We start from the raw sequence: 15,118 nt of genomic DNA on the forward strand, positions 1-15,118 counted from the left end.
AGGGAAAACCGCTATGACAAAACCACTCGCAGGATGCCGGGTCCTCGAACTTGCGGGGATCGGTCCAGGACCTTTTGCCGGAATGTTCCTGGCGGATCTCGGCGCCGAGGTTGTGCGGGTGGACCGCCCCGGCGGTAGCGGGTTTTTCGCCGGTTCGGAACACGTCGACATCATGAACCGCGGGAAGCAGTCACTGCTACTGGATCTCAAGAAGCCCGAAGCGGTAGACGTACTTCTCCGCATGGTGGAGCACGCGGACGTGCTGATCGAGGGATACCGACCCGGCGTAGCCGAAAAGCTGGGGGTCGGTCCCGAAGCCTGCCTGGCCCGCAACCCCAAGCTCGTCTACGGCCGGATCACCGGCTGGGGCCAAGACGGCCCGCTCGCCCAATCAGCCGGCCACGACATCGACTACATCGCACTCACCGGCGCATTGCACGCCATCGGCCCCGCGGACGGAGCCCCACAAATCCCGCTGAACCTTCTCGGCGACTTCGGCGGTGGCGGTGCCTATCTCGTGATCGGCGTGCTCGCAGCACTCATCGACGCCAAGGCGACCGGCACCGGCCAAGTGGTGGACGCCGCAATCGTCGACGGCGTCAGCCACCTACTGTCCTCGACGCACATGATGATCGCTGCCGGAGCCTGGGCGGACCGCCGCCAGAGCAACATGCTCGACGGCGGCACTCCCTACTACTCGATCTACGAGACTGCTGACGGCCGTCATATGGCCGTGGGCGCCCTCGAGCCCAAGTTCTATGCCGAACTTCTCTCCGGCCTCGGGCTGGACGAGCCGGCGCACCGGCAGCACGACCAGAGCCGCTGGCCGGGGCTTCGCAGAAGTATCGCTGCTACGTTCAAAACCCGCACGCAATCAGAGTGGACGGATCACTTCGCGAACACTGACGCCTGCGTGGCACCCATCGCGACTCTGACGGGCGCTGCCGAAAATTCTCACGTTCGCGCCCGCGGTTCCCTCGTCGAGGTCGGCGGCGTGCTGCAGTCCGCACCGGCGCCGCGATTCTCCAAGGAGCAGTCGACGGTGAACTGGCCGCCTCCCATGCCCGGTGAGCACTCCCGAGAAGTTCTTACCCGTTGGGGCGCAACCCATATTGACGATCTCATCGCCCGCGGAGTTGCCATCGAAGCGCTCGAGGTGACAGCCCCATGACCGCACTCCCCGAGCAGTCCGTCAGCTCGAGCACCCCCGGCGTACACCGAGTAGCCGAGGGGATCTACCGAATTCCGCTCGCTCTTCCCATGGCAGACCTCACGACTGTCAACTGTTACGCCGTCACGTCGGGGTCGTCGATCACCCTCGTAGACCCGGGATGGGCCTCGCCGGCTACGGAACGCGCCCTGAGCGAGGCTCTTTCGAATCTCGGATTCGCACTGGCAGACGTCGAGCAGATCGTTGTGACGCACACACATTGGGATCACTACACCCAGGCCATCGCGCTTCGCGATTCCTACGGAACACCAGTGCTCGTGGGCGAGCAGGAACAGCACACCATCGATGCGTTCGACACCATCGCCGGGATGCACCCGCGACAGGTGGAGTTACTGAGAACCTGTGGTGCCCCCGAACTGGCTGATTCGATCAAGGCACTCGAATTCGAAGAACACGAGAGAGACGTCCCTTTCGGGGAGCCTGATGAGTGGTTGAAAGACGGACAACAACTTTCGGTCGGCGACCGGACGCTCCACGTTCATCACACGCCCGGACACACTCGCGGCCACATGATCGTGATCGATCCCGAGCGGAACGTCATGATCACCGGCGATCACATCCTCCCGCGGATCACGCCATCCATCGGATTCGAGCGCGCTCCGGAGGAACTGCCGCTCGCCTCGTTCCTCGAGTCTCTGACACTGGTGAAGTCTCTGCCAAACACTTCCATGCTCCCGGCCCACGGACAGGTCACTCCATTCGTCCACGAACGAGTCGATGCCCTGCTCGCGCATCACGACGCACGGTTCGGTGCCGTTCTGTCACAGGTAATCTCGGGCCGTCACACCGCAGCCGACGTCGCCGATGCACTGACCTGGACGCGGCATGAGCATGCGCTTGCCGACCTGGGCGACGTCCATCGCATGCTGGCGATCCTGGAGATCGGCGCACACCTGGACGTGCTCGCGGTGCGGGGACGCCTGACACGCACTGACGTCGAAGGCGTCCACCACTTCACTCTCTGACTCCCCCAAACACTTGGGTGGGGTGTCGAACAGTAACTGTTCGACACCCCACCCAGGAGCAACCGAGCGTTATCCGAGCGGGTTCACACCCCGAACTGCACCGGCCATGTCGGAGATCTCCGCCCAACGCTCTGCAAGCTGGTCGACGGTGGGAGGCTCGGCGAAGGTCACGCCCTTGTTCTGGAACTGCGCCACGCGCTGAACCTGGCCGCCACCGACCACGAACACCGAACCGGTATCTGTGGATTCCTCGGTGAGGAGGTAGCCGACGACCGGAGCGACGTGTGCCGGCGGCAGCTTCTCGAGAAACTCCGGCGGTGCGATGTCCTCTGTCATCCGGGTTGCCGCCAGCGGCGCAACCGCATTGGCATTGACCCCGTACTTGGCGCCCTCGATTGCCAGCGTGTTGATCAGGCCGACGAGTCCGAGTTTTGCTGCACCGTAGTTGGATTGACCGAAGTTGCCGAAAAGACCACTAGTAGAGGTTGCGACGACGATGCGGCCGAACTTCTGCTCGCGGAAGTGTGGCCACGCCGCCCGCGAGACGTTGTATCCGCCGTAGAGATGCACCTTCATCACTGCGTCCCAGTTGTCGCTCGTCATCTTGTGGAACGCACCGTCGCGGAGGATGCCGGCGTTGTTGACCACGCCGTGCACCGCACCGAATTCGTCGAGTGCCGTCTGAATCAGGGACTGCGCGCCCTCCTCGGTAGCCACGCTGTCGTAGTTGGCTACCGCGAGACCGCCGGCCTTGCGGATCTCCGCCACCACGTCGTCGGCCATCGTCGATCCGGAACCCGAACCGTCGCGGGCGCCGCCGAGGTCGTTGACCACAACGCGGGCGCCTTCTCGGGCGAGCAGCAACGCGTACTCGCGTCCGAGACCGCCACCGGCTCCGGTCACCACGATGACCCGGTCATTTACTCCTGGCATATCTACCCCTTGAACTCGATGAATGTGTTATCCGCGACCGGGTCAGGCCAACGGCGTGCATGTGCCGTCGACGATCGCCGCACGGAGCTTGAACTTTTGGATCTTGCCTGAGGCAGTGGTGGGTAGCTCTGCCGCCAGATACCAATCGCGGGGCACCTTGTACGGAGACAAACCCTGTGCGGCGTAGTCGATCAGCCTTTGCCGCATGCCCTCACCGGCCTCGCCGCGCGGAACGACGACGGCCGCGATCGCCTCGCCCCACTTCTCGTCCTGAACGCCGATCACCGTCACGTCGAGGACATCCTCGTGTGCCGTCAGGAACGACTCGATCTCCGCGGGGGAAACGTTCTCGCCACCCCGAATGATGAGATCCTTGAGTCGGCCGGTGATTGTCAAAGTGCCACGCTGATCAAGCTTTCCGAGGTCGCCGGTGTGCAACCATCCCTCGGCGTCAACCGCGGCAGCAGTGGCCTCGGGATTGTGGATATATTCGACCATCTGCTGATATCCCCGAGCGCACACCTCGCCGGATTCGCCGATCGGTACCACCGAGCCGTCGAACGGGTCGACGATCTTCACCGCAACCTGAGGGAGCGGATGACCGCTCGAATTGATCTGGTCCTCGCGTGAGTCCGTCGTACGGGTGAGGGAGATGACCGGCGAGAGTTCCGTCTGCCCGAACAGGTTATGTGTGGTGGCCCCGAAGAGCTTCTCCGTAGCTTCGATCATGGGGCCGGGCACGTTGGCACCGCCGCCGAGGACTCGAACGAGACTGGGCGCGGGTTTGTCATCCTTGCGCGCCGCTTCCAATACCGCACCGAGCACAGTGGGCACGTAGAAAAACAGGTTCGCGTTCTCGGACCGGATGGCCTCGAGTACGCCGTCGGGTGTGAACTGTTCGATCAGCACCATGGTGCCGCCCATCCAGATCGTCCCGACCGTGCCGATCACGCAAGAGGCCGTATGGAACATCGGAAGAGGGTTGACACCGATGAGTGGTGTCGGAGGCTCGATGGCTTCGAGCGTGAATCGAGCGCAATTGACCAGCGAGCGATGCCGCAGCAAGACGCCCTTGGGTAGACCGGTGGTTCCTGAGGTGTACTGCAGCATCACGGGCGCGGAGGAGTCGGACGCATTCGGACCCGCTGCGCCCTCGGCCAGTGGCGCCGCGGCCCGCCACCGGTCGATCTCGGAAAGACTGACTACGTGACGCAGACCAGAACACTGCGACTTCGCTTCTGCTGCAACGGAGGCCATGTCGTACGCACGGCTCACATCCGCGTGAATCAACAGTGTTGCTCGGCTGTGCCCCAGCGCATACATCAGTTCGTCACGACGGAGAACCGGGTTGAGTGCCACGAGTGTGACGCCGGCGATCGCCGCCCCGAAAAGAATGATCGGCCACTCGACGATATTGGGCGCCCACAACGCGACATAGTCGCCGGGCTCGACCAGCTCGAGGATTGCAGCAGCTACCCGCTGCGCCTCGTCGTACAGCTCCTGGTAGGTGAGCCGACGCTCTTGACCGGTGCCGTGCGCGTTGGCGATCACGGCCACGGTGTCCGGAAACTGCTGGGCCCGTTCCTGCAAGAGCGATCCCAACGTGTGCTCAGACAGCGGAACGCTGTCGTCGATGGGCCAGTACGACTCGGTCAGAAGCCGGTCTTCGAGTCCTGAAGTCACGAGAATTTTCCTCCGTAGGTGATCATGGTCAGGCTACGTACCGGGCAATAGATTCGACGATGCACGCTGGCTTGGCACTTCCCTCGACCTCGATCGTGGTGGTGAACTCCGCCTGGATCGCACCGTCGAGAGGTGTCACTTTGGTGATGGCGACGGAGGCGCGGACCTTCGCTCCAACCAGCACTGGTGCCGCAAATCGGACCTTGTTCAGCCCGTAGTTGACGGCCATCGTGATGCCGTCGACTCGGTAGAGCTGTTGCTGCAATACCGGCAACATCGACAGAGTGAGGAATCCGTGGGCGATCGTTGCGCCGAACGGGCCGTCCTTCGCGCGTTCGGTGTCTACGTGGATCCACTGGTGATCTCCGGTCGCGTCTGCGAACTGATTGACGCGCTGCTGCTCGATCTCCATCCAGTCGGTGGTTCCCAGGTCGGATCCTTCCGCCGCGATCACGTCTTCGATCCCGTTGAATACCTTCATCCAGACTCCCTCAGTTGGTGTACTTTTGAATTGAACATAAATTAGTTAGTGTGAGGTAGTCAATATCCGGCTTTCGATCGGACCGACCGGGCGCTCGCCCGGAGACCGGACTGGACCACTGCGGTCCCGACGGTTCCGGATATCCAAATCCACTCAATCACAATGACTTCCATCAGGAGGAACTCACATGGCCGAGGCCTATATCGTCGACGCCGTCCGTACTGCGGTCGGCAAGCGCGGCGGCGGATTCGCGCAGTCTCACCCGGCAGACATGGCCGCGCACGTCATCAAGACGGTTGTCGGTCGTCACGATTTCGATCCCGCCGACATCGATGACGTCATCCTCGGTTGCCTTGACAACATCGGATCCCAGGCCGGCGACATCGCCCGCACCGCGGCACTCGCGGCCGGACTTCCGGAGAACGTTCCCGGTGTCACGATCGACCGTCAGTGCGGTTCGGCGCAGCAGGCCGTACATTTCGCCGCCCAGGGCGTCATGAGCGGCACGGCAGACCTCATCGTCGCCGGTGGCGTCCAGAAGATGAGCCAGTTTCCCATCCTCAGCGCGTTCGGCGCCGGCGAGCCCTTCGGGTCCACCGATCCGTGGACGGGTTCGAAGGGTTGGGCAGCGCGGTACGGCAACGAGGAGATCTCGCAGTTCCGCGGGGCCGAAATGATCGCGGACCAGTGGAACCTGAGCCGGGAGGACAACGAGAAGTTCGCGTACGAAAGCCATCAGCGGGCCCTGAAGGCCATCGCCGAAGGCCGATTCGAGCGTGAGATCACCGAGTTCGAGGGCATCTCCACCGACGAGGGCCCGCGAGCCGACACCAGCCTCGAGAAGATGTCCGGTCTGAAGACCCTCACCGAGGGTGGAAAACTGACTGCCGCTGTCGCCAGCCAGATCTCGGACGGATCCGCCGCACTTCTTGTCGCCTCCGAGGCCGCGGTCGAGCGCTACGGCTTCACTCCCCGCGCGCGCATTCATCACATCTCCGTCCGCGGTGCGGATCCCGTGATGATGCTCGCAGCCCCGATTCCCGCCACCCAGCACGCGCTGAAGAAGGCCGGACTCTCGATCGACGACATCGACGCCGTGGAGATCAACGAAGCCTTCGCGCCTGTTGTGTTGGCCTGGCTCGCAGACATCGGCGCCGATCCGGCCAAGGTGAACATCAACGGCGGTGCCATCGCACTCGGCCATCCCATCGGCTGCACGGGTTCACGTCTGATGACGTCGCTGCTACACGAACTCGAGCGAACCGGCGGACGGTACGGCCTGCAGACCATGTGTGAGGGCGGCGGACAAGCAAACGTCACCATCATCGAAAGGCTCTGAGCCATGGAACGCGTACTCTACGAAAAGGATCACGAGCTCTACCGTGAGACTGTTCGCGAATTCCTTGTGCGAGAAGTAGAACCACACAAGGACAGGTGGGACACAGAACGCTGGATCGACCAGACGGTCTTCACCCGCGCTGCAAGTGCCGGGGTGTACGGATTGCAGATCCCCGAGGAGTACGGCGGATCGAACGAGAGCGACTACCGCTACCGGATGATCGTCTGCGAAGAGGTCGCGAAGATCAACGCGTTGTCCTTCGGTCTGACCATCAGCCTGCAGGACGATCTGGTGTTGCACTATCTGCTCGACCTCACCAACGACGAGCAGAAGCAGCGTTGGTTGCCAGGCTTCGCGGCGGGTGAGACGATCGGCGCGCTTGCCATGACCGAACCCGGCACGGGAAGTGATCTACAGGGAATTCGAACGAGCGCCGTTCGCGATGGTGACGACTGGATCATCAACGGGCAGAAGACGTTCATCTCGAGCGGAATCATGGCCGACATCGTCGTAGTCGCTGCACGTACTGATCCGAATGCGGGTTCACGCGGCTTCAGTCTGTTTGTCGTCGAACGCGACACTCCCGGATTTGTGCGCGGACGGCAGCTCGACAAGATCGGGCTACCTTCACAAGATACTGCTGAACTGTTCTTCGAGAACGCGCGAGTTCCGGCGACGCACCTTCTCGGCGAAGAAGGCCGAGGGCTGCAGTACTTGATGAGCCACCTCCCCCGCGAGCGTCTCGGCGTCACAGCGAAGGCAATGGCGACTACACGCGCGATCTTCGACATCACCGTGAACTACTGCAAGGAACGTCGAGCGTTCGGGCAGGCTATCGCCGATTTTCAGAACACACGTTTCGAACTTGCCGAGATGGCGACCGAAATTGATATCGCCACGTCATACGTCGACCAAAGCGTGCTCGCGTACAACGCCGGTAAACTGACTCCTGTCGACGCGGCAAAGGGCAAGTGGTACATCAGCGAACTGCAGAAGCGTGTGATCGACCGATGCCTGCAACTCCACGGCGGGTACGGATACATGACGGAATACGCCGTGGGCAAGGCGTACGTCGACACCAGAATCCAGACCATCTACGGCGGAACCACCGAGATAATGAAGGAGATCATCGGACGCGACATAGTTCGATGACAACCAATCAGGGTACGTCGTAATACTGTTGCCGTGCAGTCAATCCAGGCTGCACGGCAATATTTTTTCCGTCAGCATCAGTCCCGATGGCTCACGATGTTGATGACGTTGCCGTCCGGTGCTCGAACGAAGAACCGTCGAACGCCCCACGGTTCGGTAGTTATCGGGTGCACGATCTCGAAGCCGAGTTTGCGCGCTTCGTCGGGCACTGTCACGTTGATTGAAAGATGCAGCGCGCAGTCAGTTTTGGAGCTTCTACCCTGGAGTTCTTTCGGATTGTTCGCCGTTCAGGCGGCAACATCGGTCGCGGTGATCTCCTGCCAGACCGCGAATCGGTCGGCCATCTCGGTGCGCCACTCGGCCGCGGGCAGTCGGTGCCGGCGGGGCCGGAAATGCGGCGAAATACCCGAGAAAGCGGAGAGGAAGCGTTGCGCGTGCCCGGGTGATGTGAACCGTTTCATCGCCCGCTCGCGCTGCCGGGTCGGTTGGTGCGAGTTCTCGGCCCGGTTGTTCAGAAACTTCGAGCGGCGATGGTCGACCGAGGCCAGCAGCTCGCGGTGCGCGACGGTGTAGCTGGCCAGTTTGTCGGTGACCAGGACCCGCGGCACATATCCCAGTCCTTTGAGCAGTCGGCGGAAGAACTTCTTGGCTGCCAAAGCGTTTCGGCGTGGCTGGACCAGCACGTCGAGCACGTTGCCGTCCTGGTCGACCGCCCGCCACAGGTAATGCAGGGTGCCGTTGATGCGGATGAAGACCTCGTCGAGGTGCCACTTGTCGCCGGGCTGTGCCCGGCGTCGGCGCAGCTGGTTGGCGTATGCCTGCCCGAACTTGGCGCACCACCGGCGGATCGTCTCGTAGGAGACCGGGACACCGCGTTCGAGCATGAGTTCCTCGACTTCACGGAAGCTGAGCGGGAACCGGAAGTACAACCACACGCAATGGTTGATTATTTCGACCGGGTAGCGGGGGCCTTTGTACGACGGCATCGGGGTGCTCACTCCACCCATTCTCCAAGTTCGCCGACTTCAACAACGTGACAGTGCCTCGACGAGCAGTCCGCCACGCAGGTCGACGCCGGCGTTGGCGAGAGCGAAGATCGGTACCACGATCAGCGCGGTGGGTACCCGGAGGTATTCGTGTATCCGCTCGTTGACGGCTGTGCCTTTGGCCAGTCCACGTGACACTGCACGACCTGACGCGGCGCTCGGAGACTGCCAGAAGTCACGAAACAGTTCTCGAGCCGCCTCCACCTTGTGCCGCTGTGTCGGGTACGCGGGAATCAGAAGGCCGGCGACCATTCCGGCAAGCGAGGGATGAACACCCGACTCGATCGTGCTGAACCACAGCACGATCATCACGAGAATGTATGGCGCGGCTCGCCACTGTCGCGCCCGCCCGAGTAGCCACAATGCTGTCAGGCATGCCAGGGAAACGAGCAGTGGAATCAGGCGAATGTTTTCGCTGTATACGAATCCGATGATGGACACCGCGAGGAAGTCGTCGACCACCGTGACGGTAAGGAGAAACACTCGCAGTTGGCCTGATCGTGCGGGCCCGAGGAGCGCCAAGGCCCCGAGCATGAAGGCGGTATCGGTGCCGACGACCACCCCCCAACCCTGCAGGCTGTCTCCGCTGCCGACGATCACGGCGTAGATGACGGCGGGTAGACACACCCCCGCGACTCCGGCGATCACGGCGATACGGGTGCGGGTTCGATCACGTAATGACCCGTGGGCGAACTCTTGGCGTACCTCGAGCCCGATCAGAAAGAAGAAGACGACCATCAACCCGTCGTTGATCCAATGGTGAAGGCTCATGTGCAACGCCACCGGGCCGAGTTCGAATCCGGCGCCTTGATGCCAGAGGTCGAAGTACGCGCCCGAAGCCGGCGAATTTGCCCACAGCAGGGCGGTCACGGTTACCACCAGCAGCAGCAGCAGCACCGCGGAGCCGGACTCACGCCGGAGAGAGTTGGAGAGTTGATTACGCAGGCCTTGGGGTTTCGGTGCCTGTCGTGCCATCGCTAGTTGATCCTTATCGCCGTTCAGTCCAGGCGGTGGTGCGCGGTCAGGTCAGTGTTGTGTGGTGCCGGCGCCTGTGTTTTCCAGCGCCGCTCGTAGATAGGGGGCAGTCGCACTGTCGGCAGTGGCAGCTACCTGCTCGGGGGAACCGGTGGCGACGATACGTCCGCCGTCGGCGCCCGCTCCCGGTCCGAGGTCGATGACGTGGTCGGCCTGGGCGACGACGCGCATGTCGAGTTCGACCATGACGACGGTGTTGTCGGCGTCGACGAGCCCCTGCGCGTGAGCGAGCAGTCTGTCGCTGTCGGACGGGTGGAGCCCAGCAGTGGGCTCGTCGAGGATGTAGAGCGTGTCGCCGCGTTGAGCACGCTGGAGTTCGGATGCCAGCTTGACACGCTGAGCTTCGCCGCCGGACAGCTCGGTGGCGGGTTGTCCGAGTCGCAGGTAACCCAACCCGACCTCGCGTAGGACGGTGAGCGAGCGAAGAACGTCGTTCTCACTGGTGAAGAAGGCGTGGGCTTCGTCGATGCTCATCGCGAGAACGTCGGCGATGTTGCGGTCCCGCCAGGTGATTTCGAGTGTGCTCTGCGTGTAACGAGTGCCGTTGCAGTCCGGGCACGGGCTGTAGACGCTGGGCAGGAAAAGCAGCTCGATCATCACGAAGCCTTCGCCTTCGCAGGTCGGACAGCGGCCACCGGCGACATTGAAGGAGAACCGCCCCGGTTTGTAGTTCCGTTTCTTGGCGGCAGGTGTTGCGGCGAACAGCTTGCGGATGTGGTCGAACATGCCGGTGTAGGTTGCAACATTGGATCGGGGTGTGCGCCCGATAGGGCGCTGATCGATGGCGACCACCCGACGGAGCCCTCCCAGGGTGCCCTCGATGCGGCCGCGGACCGCGCCCTGATCTCCGGTGAGCAGCAGATCGGTGTCGTCGCGCGGTTCGACGTTGGCATCGGGCGCGGCGGGCCGGCCCAGTTCAGCGTTGATCAACGCTGGTAGAGCCTGGCTGACGAGGCTCGATTTCCCCGAACCGGAGACTCCGGTGACCGCGGTCAAGACCCCGAGAGGGAAAGACACGGTGAGGTCGCGGAGACTGTTGCGCTCGACGCCTTCGACGCGAAGCCACCCGCGGGGGGTACGCCGCTGGCGGCGCACCTGCTCCGACGTGTCGAAGAGATAGCGTGCGGTGACCGAGTCCGGTACGTCGGCCAGCCCGGCGGGTGTTCCGCTGTAGAGCACGCGTCCACCGTTCTCGCCGGCACCGGGACCGATATCGACCAGCCAGTCCGCTTCTCGGATGACGGGTAGGGAGTGCTCGACGACGAGGACGCTGTTTCCTCGCTCACGAAGTCCGTGCAGAATTCTCAGCAGCGCCGTCAAGTCGCCGGGGTGCAGTCCCGCCGAAGGTTCGTCGAGGATGTAGGCGACGCCGAACAGCTTCGAGGACAGCTGCGTCGCCAGGCGCAGTCGTTGCAGCTCTCCGCCGGAGAGTGTGGGCGTCGTCCGGTCCAGTGACAGATATCCCAGCCCGAGGTCGATGATGGGTTGGATTCTTTCGAGGAGGTCGTCGAGCAGGCGCCGCGCCGCCACCTGTTTTTCCGCTGACACGTTCGGGGTGCGTCGCACGTCGGGAGCGGCGGTGTGCGCCGATCCTCCCGATGCGACACGTCGTCGCGTGGCCTCGGCTCGTCGGGTTTCGTCGAGAGCTTCTCCTGCCGCCTCGGGTAGCCAGTCGCTGGACACAACAGTGCGCGCGATCTCTGCCAGTCGTGCCAGGGGCAAGGACGCGAACTCGGCGATATCCAGGCCCTCGAAGGTGACCGAGAGCGCCTCCGCCTTGACCCGCTTGCCCTGGCACATCGGGCATACCTCGCTGGTGACGAACTCAGAGACCCGCTTCTTGACGATCGAGCTCTTGGTGTTCGCGAAGGTATCGAGCACGAACCGCCGGGCGCCGACGAAATTGCCCTCGTAACTGGGTTCGGTTCCGGCTTTGATCGCTCGCCGAGTCTGTGCCGGGGTAAATCCCGAGTACACAGGAACGGTGGGGCGGTCCTCGGTGAACAGGATCCAGTCGCGATGTTTCTTCGGCAGCTTCTTCCACGGAGAGTCGACGTCGTATCCCAGTGACACCAGGATGTCGCGAAGGTTGCCACCCGGCCAGCCCGGCGGCCACGAAGCGATCGCGCGCTCCCGGATGCTGAGTGTGGGATCGGGGACCATCTTGTCGACATCGACCTCGTAGACGCGCCCGATGCCATGGCAGGTCGGACATGCGCCCTGCACGGTGTTCGGCGAGAAGTCCTCCGCGTAGAGCATCGGTTGGTCATCTGGGTAAGACCCGGCACGGGAATAGAGCATCCGCACGAGACTGCCCAATGTCGTCACGCTGGCGACATTCGATCGAGCATTACCGATGCCTCGGTGCTGCTGCAGTGCAACCGCCGGTGGCAGTCCCTCGACGACGTCGACATCGGGTACACCGACCTGGTCGATCAGCCGACGGGCATACGGTGCCACCGACTCCAGATAGCGCCGCTGCGATTCCGCGAACAGTGTCCCGAACGCCAGCGAGGATTTCCCCGAGCCGGACACACCGGTGAACACCACCAGACGGTCTCGAGGAACATCGAGATCGACGTCGGCGAGATTGTTCTGCCGAGCTCCCCGCACCACGACACCCTGCCTCCAGCGATCATCGGCCTCGGCGAGATGTTCGGAACGGTTTGTCATGCCGGTGACCATAACGAAGGAAGGGAGCCTTGCGGCAGACCCCACAGCACTCCTGGCACACATCGTCACTCAGTTGACACGCAAGGTCACTGACACGTATCGCCACGTGCGCATACGTTCGAAAGGTCCCCCGGTGGCCACGCCACCACAACCGGGTCCCGAATCGCAGCGTGCAGGGATCCCCCAGGTTAGGAGCGACAGCATGGCAGACAGCAACCGCGCAGTGGTGTTCGAGAGCCCCGGCACCATGAAGGTCGAGAAACTCGACTTCCCCAAGCTGGAGATGCCGAACGGACGAAAAGCGCCCCACGGCGTCATCCTGAAAATCGTCGCTACCAACATTTGCGGCAGCGACCTGCACATTTACCGAGGGTCCTTCCCCGTCCCCCAGGGTATGGTCATGGGCCACGAGATGACCGGAGAGATCATCGAGGTCGGCTCCGACGTGGAGTTCCTCAAAGAAGGCGATCTCGTCTCGGTCCCCTTCAACGTCGCCTGTGGACGATGCCGCAACTGTAAAGCTCGCCGCACAGATGTCTGTGAAACCGTCAATCCTGCAGTCTCCTGCGGCGCATACGGTTTCAATCTCGGCGACTGGGTGGGCGGACAAGCCGAATACCTGTTCGTCCCGTACGCGGACTTCCAACTCCTCCGTTTCCCGGACAAGGACCAGGCCATGGACAAGATCCTCGATCTTGCCCTGCTCTCGGACATCCTTCCCACCGCCTTTCACGGACTCATCGAGGCAGGGGCCAAACCAGGTTCAACGGTGTACATCGCCGGCGCCGGGCCGGTCGGACGCTGCGGCGCAGCAGCAGCACGCCTTCTCGGCGCATCCTGCATCATCGTCGGCGACTACTATCAGGACCGACTCGACCTGGTCAAGAACAACGGCTGCGAGACCATCGACCTGAGCCAGGACATCCCCTTGCCCGACCAGATCGAGGCCATCCTCGGTGAGCGCGAAGTCGATTGTGGCGTCGACTATGTCGGCTCCGAAGCACACGGCATCGGCTCGGAGTCCAATCAGCCTCAGCCGGCAGGTGCCATCAACGACGTCCTCGAAGCCACCCGTGCCGGCGGCGCCACCGGCGTCATCGGCGTCTACGGCCCCGACCCTCTGGCACCGACAAAGGCCGAACAGGAAGGCATCTTCCCGCTCGAATTCGGCAAGGCCTGGATCAAGTCACCGCGCCTGTCCGCGGGGCAGGCACCGATCATGCATTACAACCGCGAGTTGATGATGTCGATCCTGTGGGACCGCATGCCGTATCTGAGCGCAATGCTCAACACCAAGGTCATCGGCCTCGACGAAGCACCCGCCGCCTACGAGACCTTCGATCAGGGGTCATCGAGCAAGTTCATCATCGACCCACACGGAATGATTCCAGCCTGAGCACGATCCAGCACGGAAAGCTCACGGTCTGAGCATAATACAGCACGGAATGCTCACGGCCTGAGCGTTTTGCAGCACGCGTAGATTTCCGGCCCTGTGATCGCCCCCCGACTGGCGGACACAGGGCCGGCTCGCTCTCTCCCGACCCGCAGGACTTTCCCGCGCGGCTCAGTAAACTCAGTGGTATCCGTAAGGCAGGTGATCCGGCCATGGCTGATGCAGACGAGCCCTCATTGCCACACTTCGAAACGTTGTCGACCTCGCGGGCGCCGGACGACGGTGTCATCGACTACTGGCGAGAGGCCCGGCGCCATGCCTACGTCGACGTCAGCACCGACCCCGCCGACCCCGACTTCTACGGCGATGTCCGTCTCGGCCGATACACGAACTTCACTCTGTCCACGAAACGAGCCACCGCCGAGCAGACACACCGCAATCGCAGCCGAATCGCCCAAGGGCGGGAACAGGACGAGTATCTGTTCGCCACATTCCAGACGCGCGGAAGTTGCGTCATCGAACAGGCCGGACACACTGCAGTAGTCCCGCCAGGATCAATGGTCATCTACGACAGTTCCCTGCCCTTCGCTTTCCGCGCCGATGCACCCTACGAACAGGTCATCGTCAAGGTGCCCGCCGATCGAGCCTTCGCGCTCGCCGGCATCGACCGGACCACAGACATCCTGGCCACGACCATGAGCTGTGCAGGAGCGATGTCCGCCGTCGCAGCCTTTTTCACCCAACTGGCCCAACACCAAGACAGCGATCCCCACGGCGCCGCACAGCTCGAGACTCACGCCTCCTCACTGGCCACATCACTACTGAGTCTCGTCACACCGGTTCGCTCTGCCGCCGAAATACCCGCCTTCCTACGACGAGATCAGGTTCTGGCCTACATCCATGCCCACCTTGCAGACCCCGACCTCGACGCCGAACGCATCGCCACCGCGATGCGACTCTCCCGCCGCAGCCTCTACCGCCTGTTCCAGGGAACCGACCACACAGTCATGGGATATCTCCGCGCAGCGCGCATCCAGTCCGCCCAGCACCTACTACGAAAATACCCTTCCCGGCCCGTCTCCCTCATCGCTCGACAAACAGGATTCTCCGACCCCCGCACCTTCTACCGAGCGTTCCGCGACACCACCGGCATGACACCCAACGAACACCGAGAACGCCTCGATTGA

The 15,118-nt window shown here is 62.8% G+C and carries 12 protein-coding genes and 1 pseudogene; 6 read left to right on the top strand and 7 right to left on the bottom strand.

Annotated elements, in window-relative coordinates; all coding sequences use genetic code 11:
* Positions 1 to 13: 13 nt before the first annotated feature.
* Together PCS43_RS19870 and PCS43_RS19875 are read left to right on the top strand one after the other, a co-directional pair.
* Positions 14 to 1,171, top strand: a complete 1,158-nt coding sequence (locus tag PCS43_RS19870) for a CaiB/BaiF CoA transferase family protein (protein ID WP_058228036.1) — start codon at positions 14 to 16, stop codon at positions 1,169 to 1,171.
* Entirely contained in the window at positions 1,168 to 2,196 is a 1,029-nt protein-coding gene (locus PCS43_RS19875; RefSeq protein WP_058228035.1) for an MBL fold metallo-hydrolase, read from the top strand. The genes PCS43_RS19870 and PCS43_RS19875 overlap by 4 nt, the downstream gene beginning before the upstream one ends.
* A gap of 69 nt (positions 2,197 to 2,265) precedes the next feature.
* Here PCS43_RS19875 and PCS43_RS19880 read toward each other — a convergent pair whose 3' ends face one another.
* The 3 genes from PCS43_RS19880 to PCS43_RS19890 are packed head-to-tail and all read right to left on the bottom strand — an operon-like array spanning position 2,266 to position 5,293.
* Positions 2,266 to 3,129 carry an SDR family oxidoreductase gene (locus PCS43_RS19880; protein WP_058228034.1) on the bottom strand — a complete coding sequence of 288 codons (864 nt, stop codon included), beginning with the start codon at positions 3,127 to 3,129 and terminating at the stop codon, positions 2,266 to 2,268.
* Between the two features lie 42 nt (positions 3,130 to 3,171).
* Positions 3,172 to 4,812 carry a class I adenylate-forming enzyme family protein gene (locus PCS43_RS19885; RefSeq protein ID WP_058228033.1) on the bottom strand — a complete coding sequence of 547 codons (1,641 nt, stop codon included), beginning with the start codon at positions 4,810 to 4,812 and terminating at the stop codon, positions 3,172 to 3,174.
* Between the two features lie 28 nt (positions 4,813 to 4,840).
* Positions 4,841 to 5,293 carry a MaoC family dehydratase gene (locus PCS43_RS19890; protein WP_054801134.1) on the bottom strand — a complete coding sequence of 151 codons (453 nt, stop codon included), beginning with the start codon at positions 5,291 to 5,293 and terminating at the stop codon, positions 4,841 to 4,843.
* Positions 5,294 to 5,480: 187 nt separating this feature from the next.
* On the opposite strand from PCS43_RS19890, the gene PCS43_RS19895 reads away from it, so the two are divergent.
* Together PCS43_RS19895 and PCS43_RS19900 are read left to right on the top strand one after the other, a co-directional pair.
* Complete coding sequence (locus tag PCS43_RS19895; RefSeq protein ID WP_064074853.1) at positions 5,481 to 6,632, top strand: acetyl-CoA C-acetyltransferase; 1,152 nt, start codon at positions 5,481 to 5,483, stop codon at positions 6,630 to 6,632.
* Positions 6,633 to 6,635: 3 nt separating this feature from the next.
* Entirely contained in the window at positions 6,636 to 7,784 is a 1,149-nt protein-coding gene (locus PCS43_RS19900) for an acyl-CoA dehydrogenase family protein (protein WP_064074852.1), read from the top strand.
* Positions 7,785 to 7,861: 77 nt separating this feature from the next.
* Here the strand turns inward: PCS43_RS19900 and PCS43_RS19905 are convergent.
* The 4 genes and pseudogenes from PCS43_RS19905 to PCS43_RS19920 form a co-directional block, all read right to left on the bottom strand.
* Positions 7,862 to 7,987 (bottom strand): annotated as a pseudogene (locus tag PCS43_RS19905) (VOC family protein); the annotation flags it as partial.
* A gap of 84 nt (positions 7,988 to 8,071) precedes the next feature.
* On the bottom strand, positions 8,072 to 8,770 hold the full coding sequence (locus PCS43_RS19910; protein ID WP_082893242.1) for an IS6 family transposase: 699 nt from the start codon (positions 8,768 to 8,770) through the stop codon (positions 8,072 to 8,074).
* A gap of 39 nt (positions 8,771 to 8,809) precedes the next feature.
* Entirely contained in the window at positions 8,810 to 9,805 is a 996-nt protein-coding gene (locus PCS43_RS19915) for a Na+/H+ antiporter NhaA (protein ID WP_231915178.1), read from the bottom strand.
* A 51-nt stretch (positions 9,806 to 9,856) separates the two neighbouring features.
* Positions 9,857 to 12,538 (bottom strand): excinuclease ABC subunit UvrA, encoded by a 2,682-nt coding sequence (locus PCS43_RS19920; protein ID WP_064074880.1) that lies wholly within the window; start codon positions 12,536 to 12,538, stop codon positions 9,857 to 9,859.
* A 202-nt stretch (positions 12,539 to 12,740) separates the two neighbouring features.
* On the opposite strand from PCS43_RS19920, the gene PCS43_RS19925 reads away from it, so the two are divergent.
* Entirely contained in the window at positions 12,741 to 13,934 is a 1,194-nt protein-coding gene (locus PCS43_RS19925) for an alcohol dehydrogenase catalytic domain-containing protein (protein ID WP_003943355.1), read from the top strand.
* 209 nt (positions 13,935 to 14,143) lie between these two features.
* A complete protein-coding gene (locus tag PCS43_RS19930; protein ID WP_003943380.1) occupies positions 14,144 to 15,118 on the top strand; it encodes a helix-turn-helix domain-containing protein in 975 nt (324 codons plus the stop codon).

Source organism: Rhodococcus sp. C-2 (genome assembly GCF_027854095.1).
GTDB classification, from domain to species: Bacteria; Actinomycetota; Actinomycetes; order Mycobacteriales; family Mycobacteriaceae; genus Rhodococcus_F; species Rhodococcus_F qingshengii.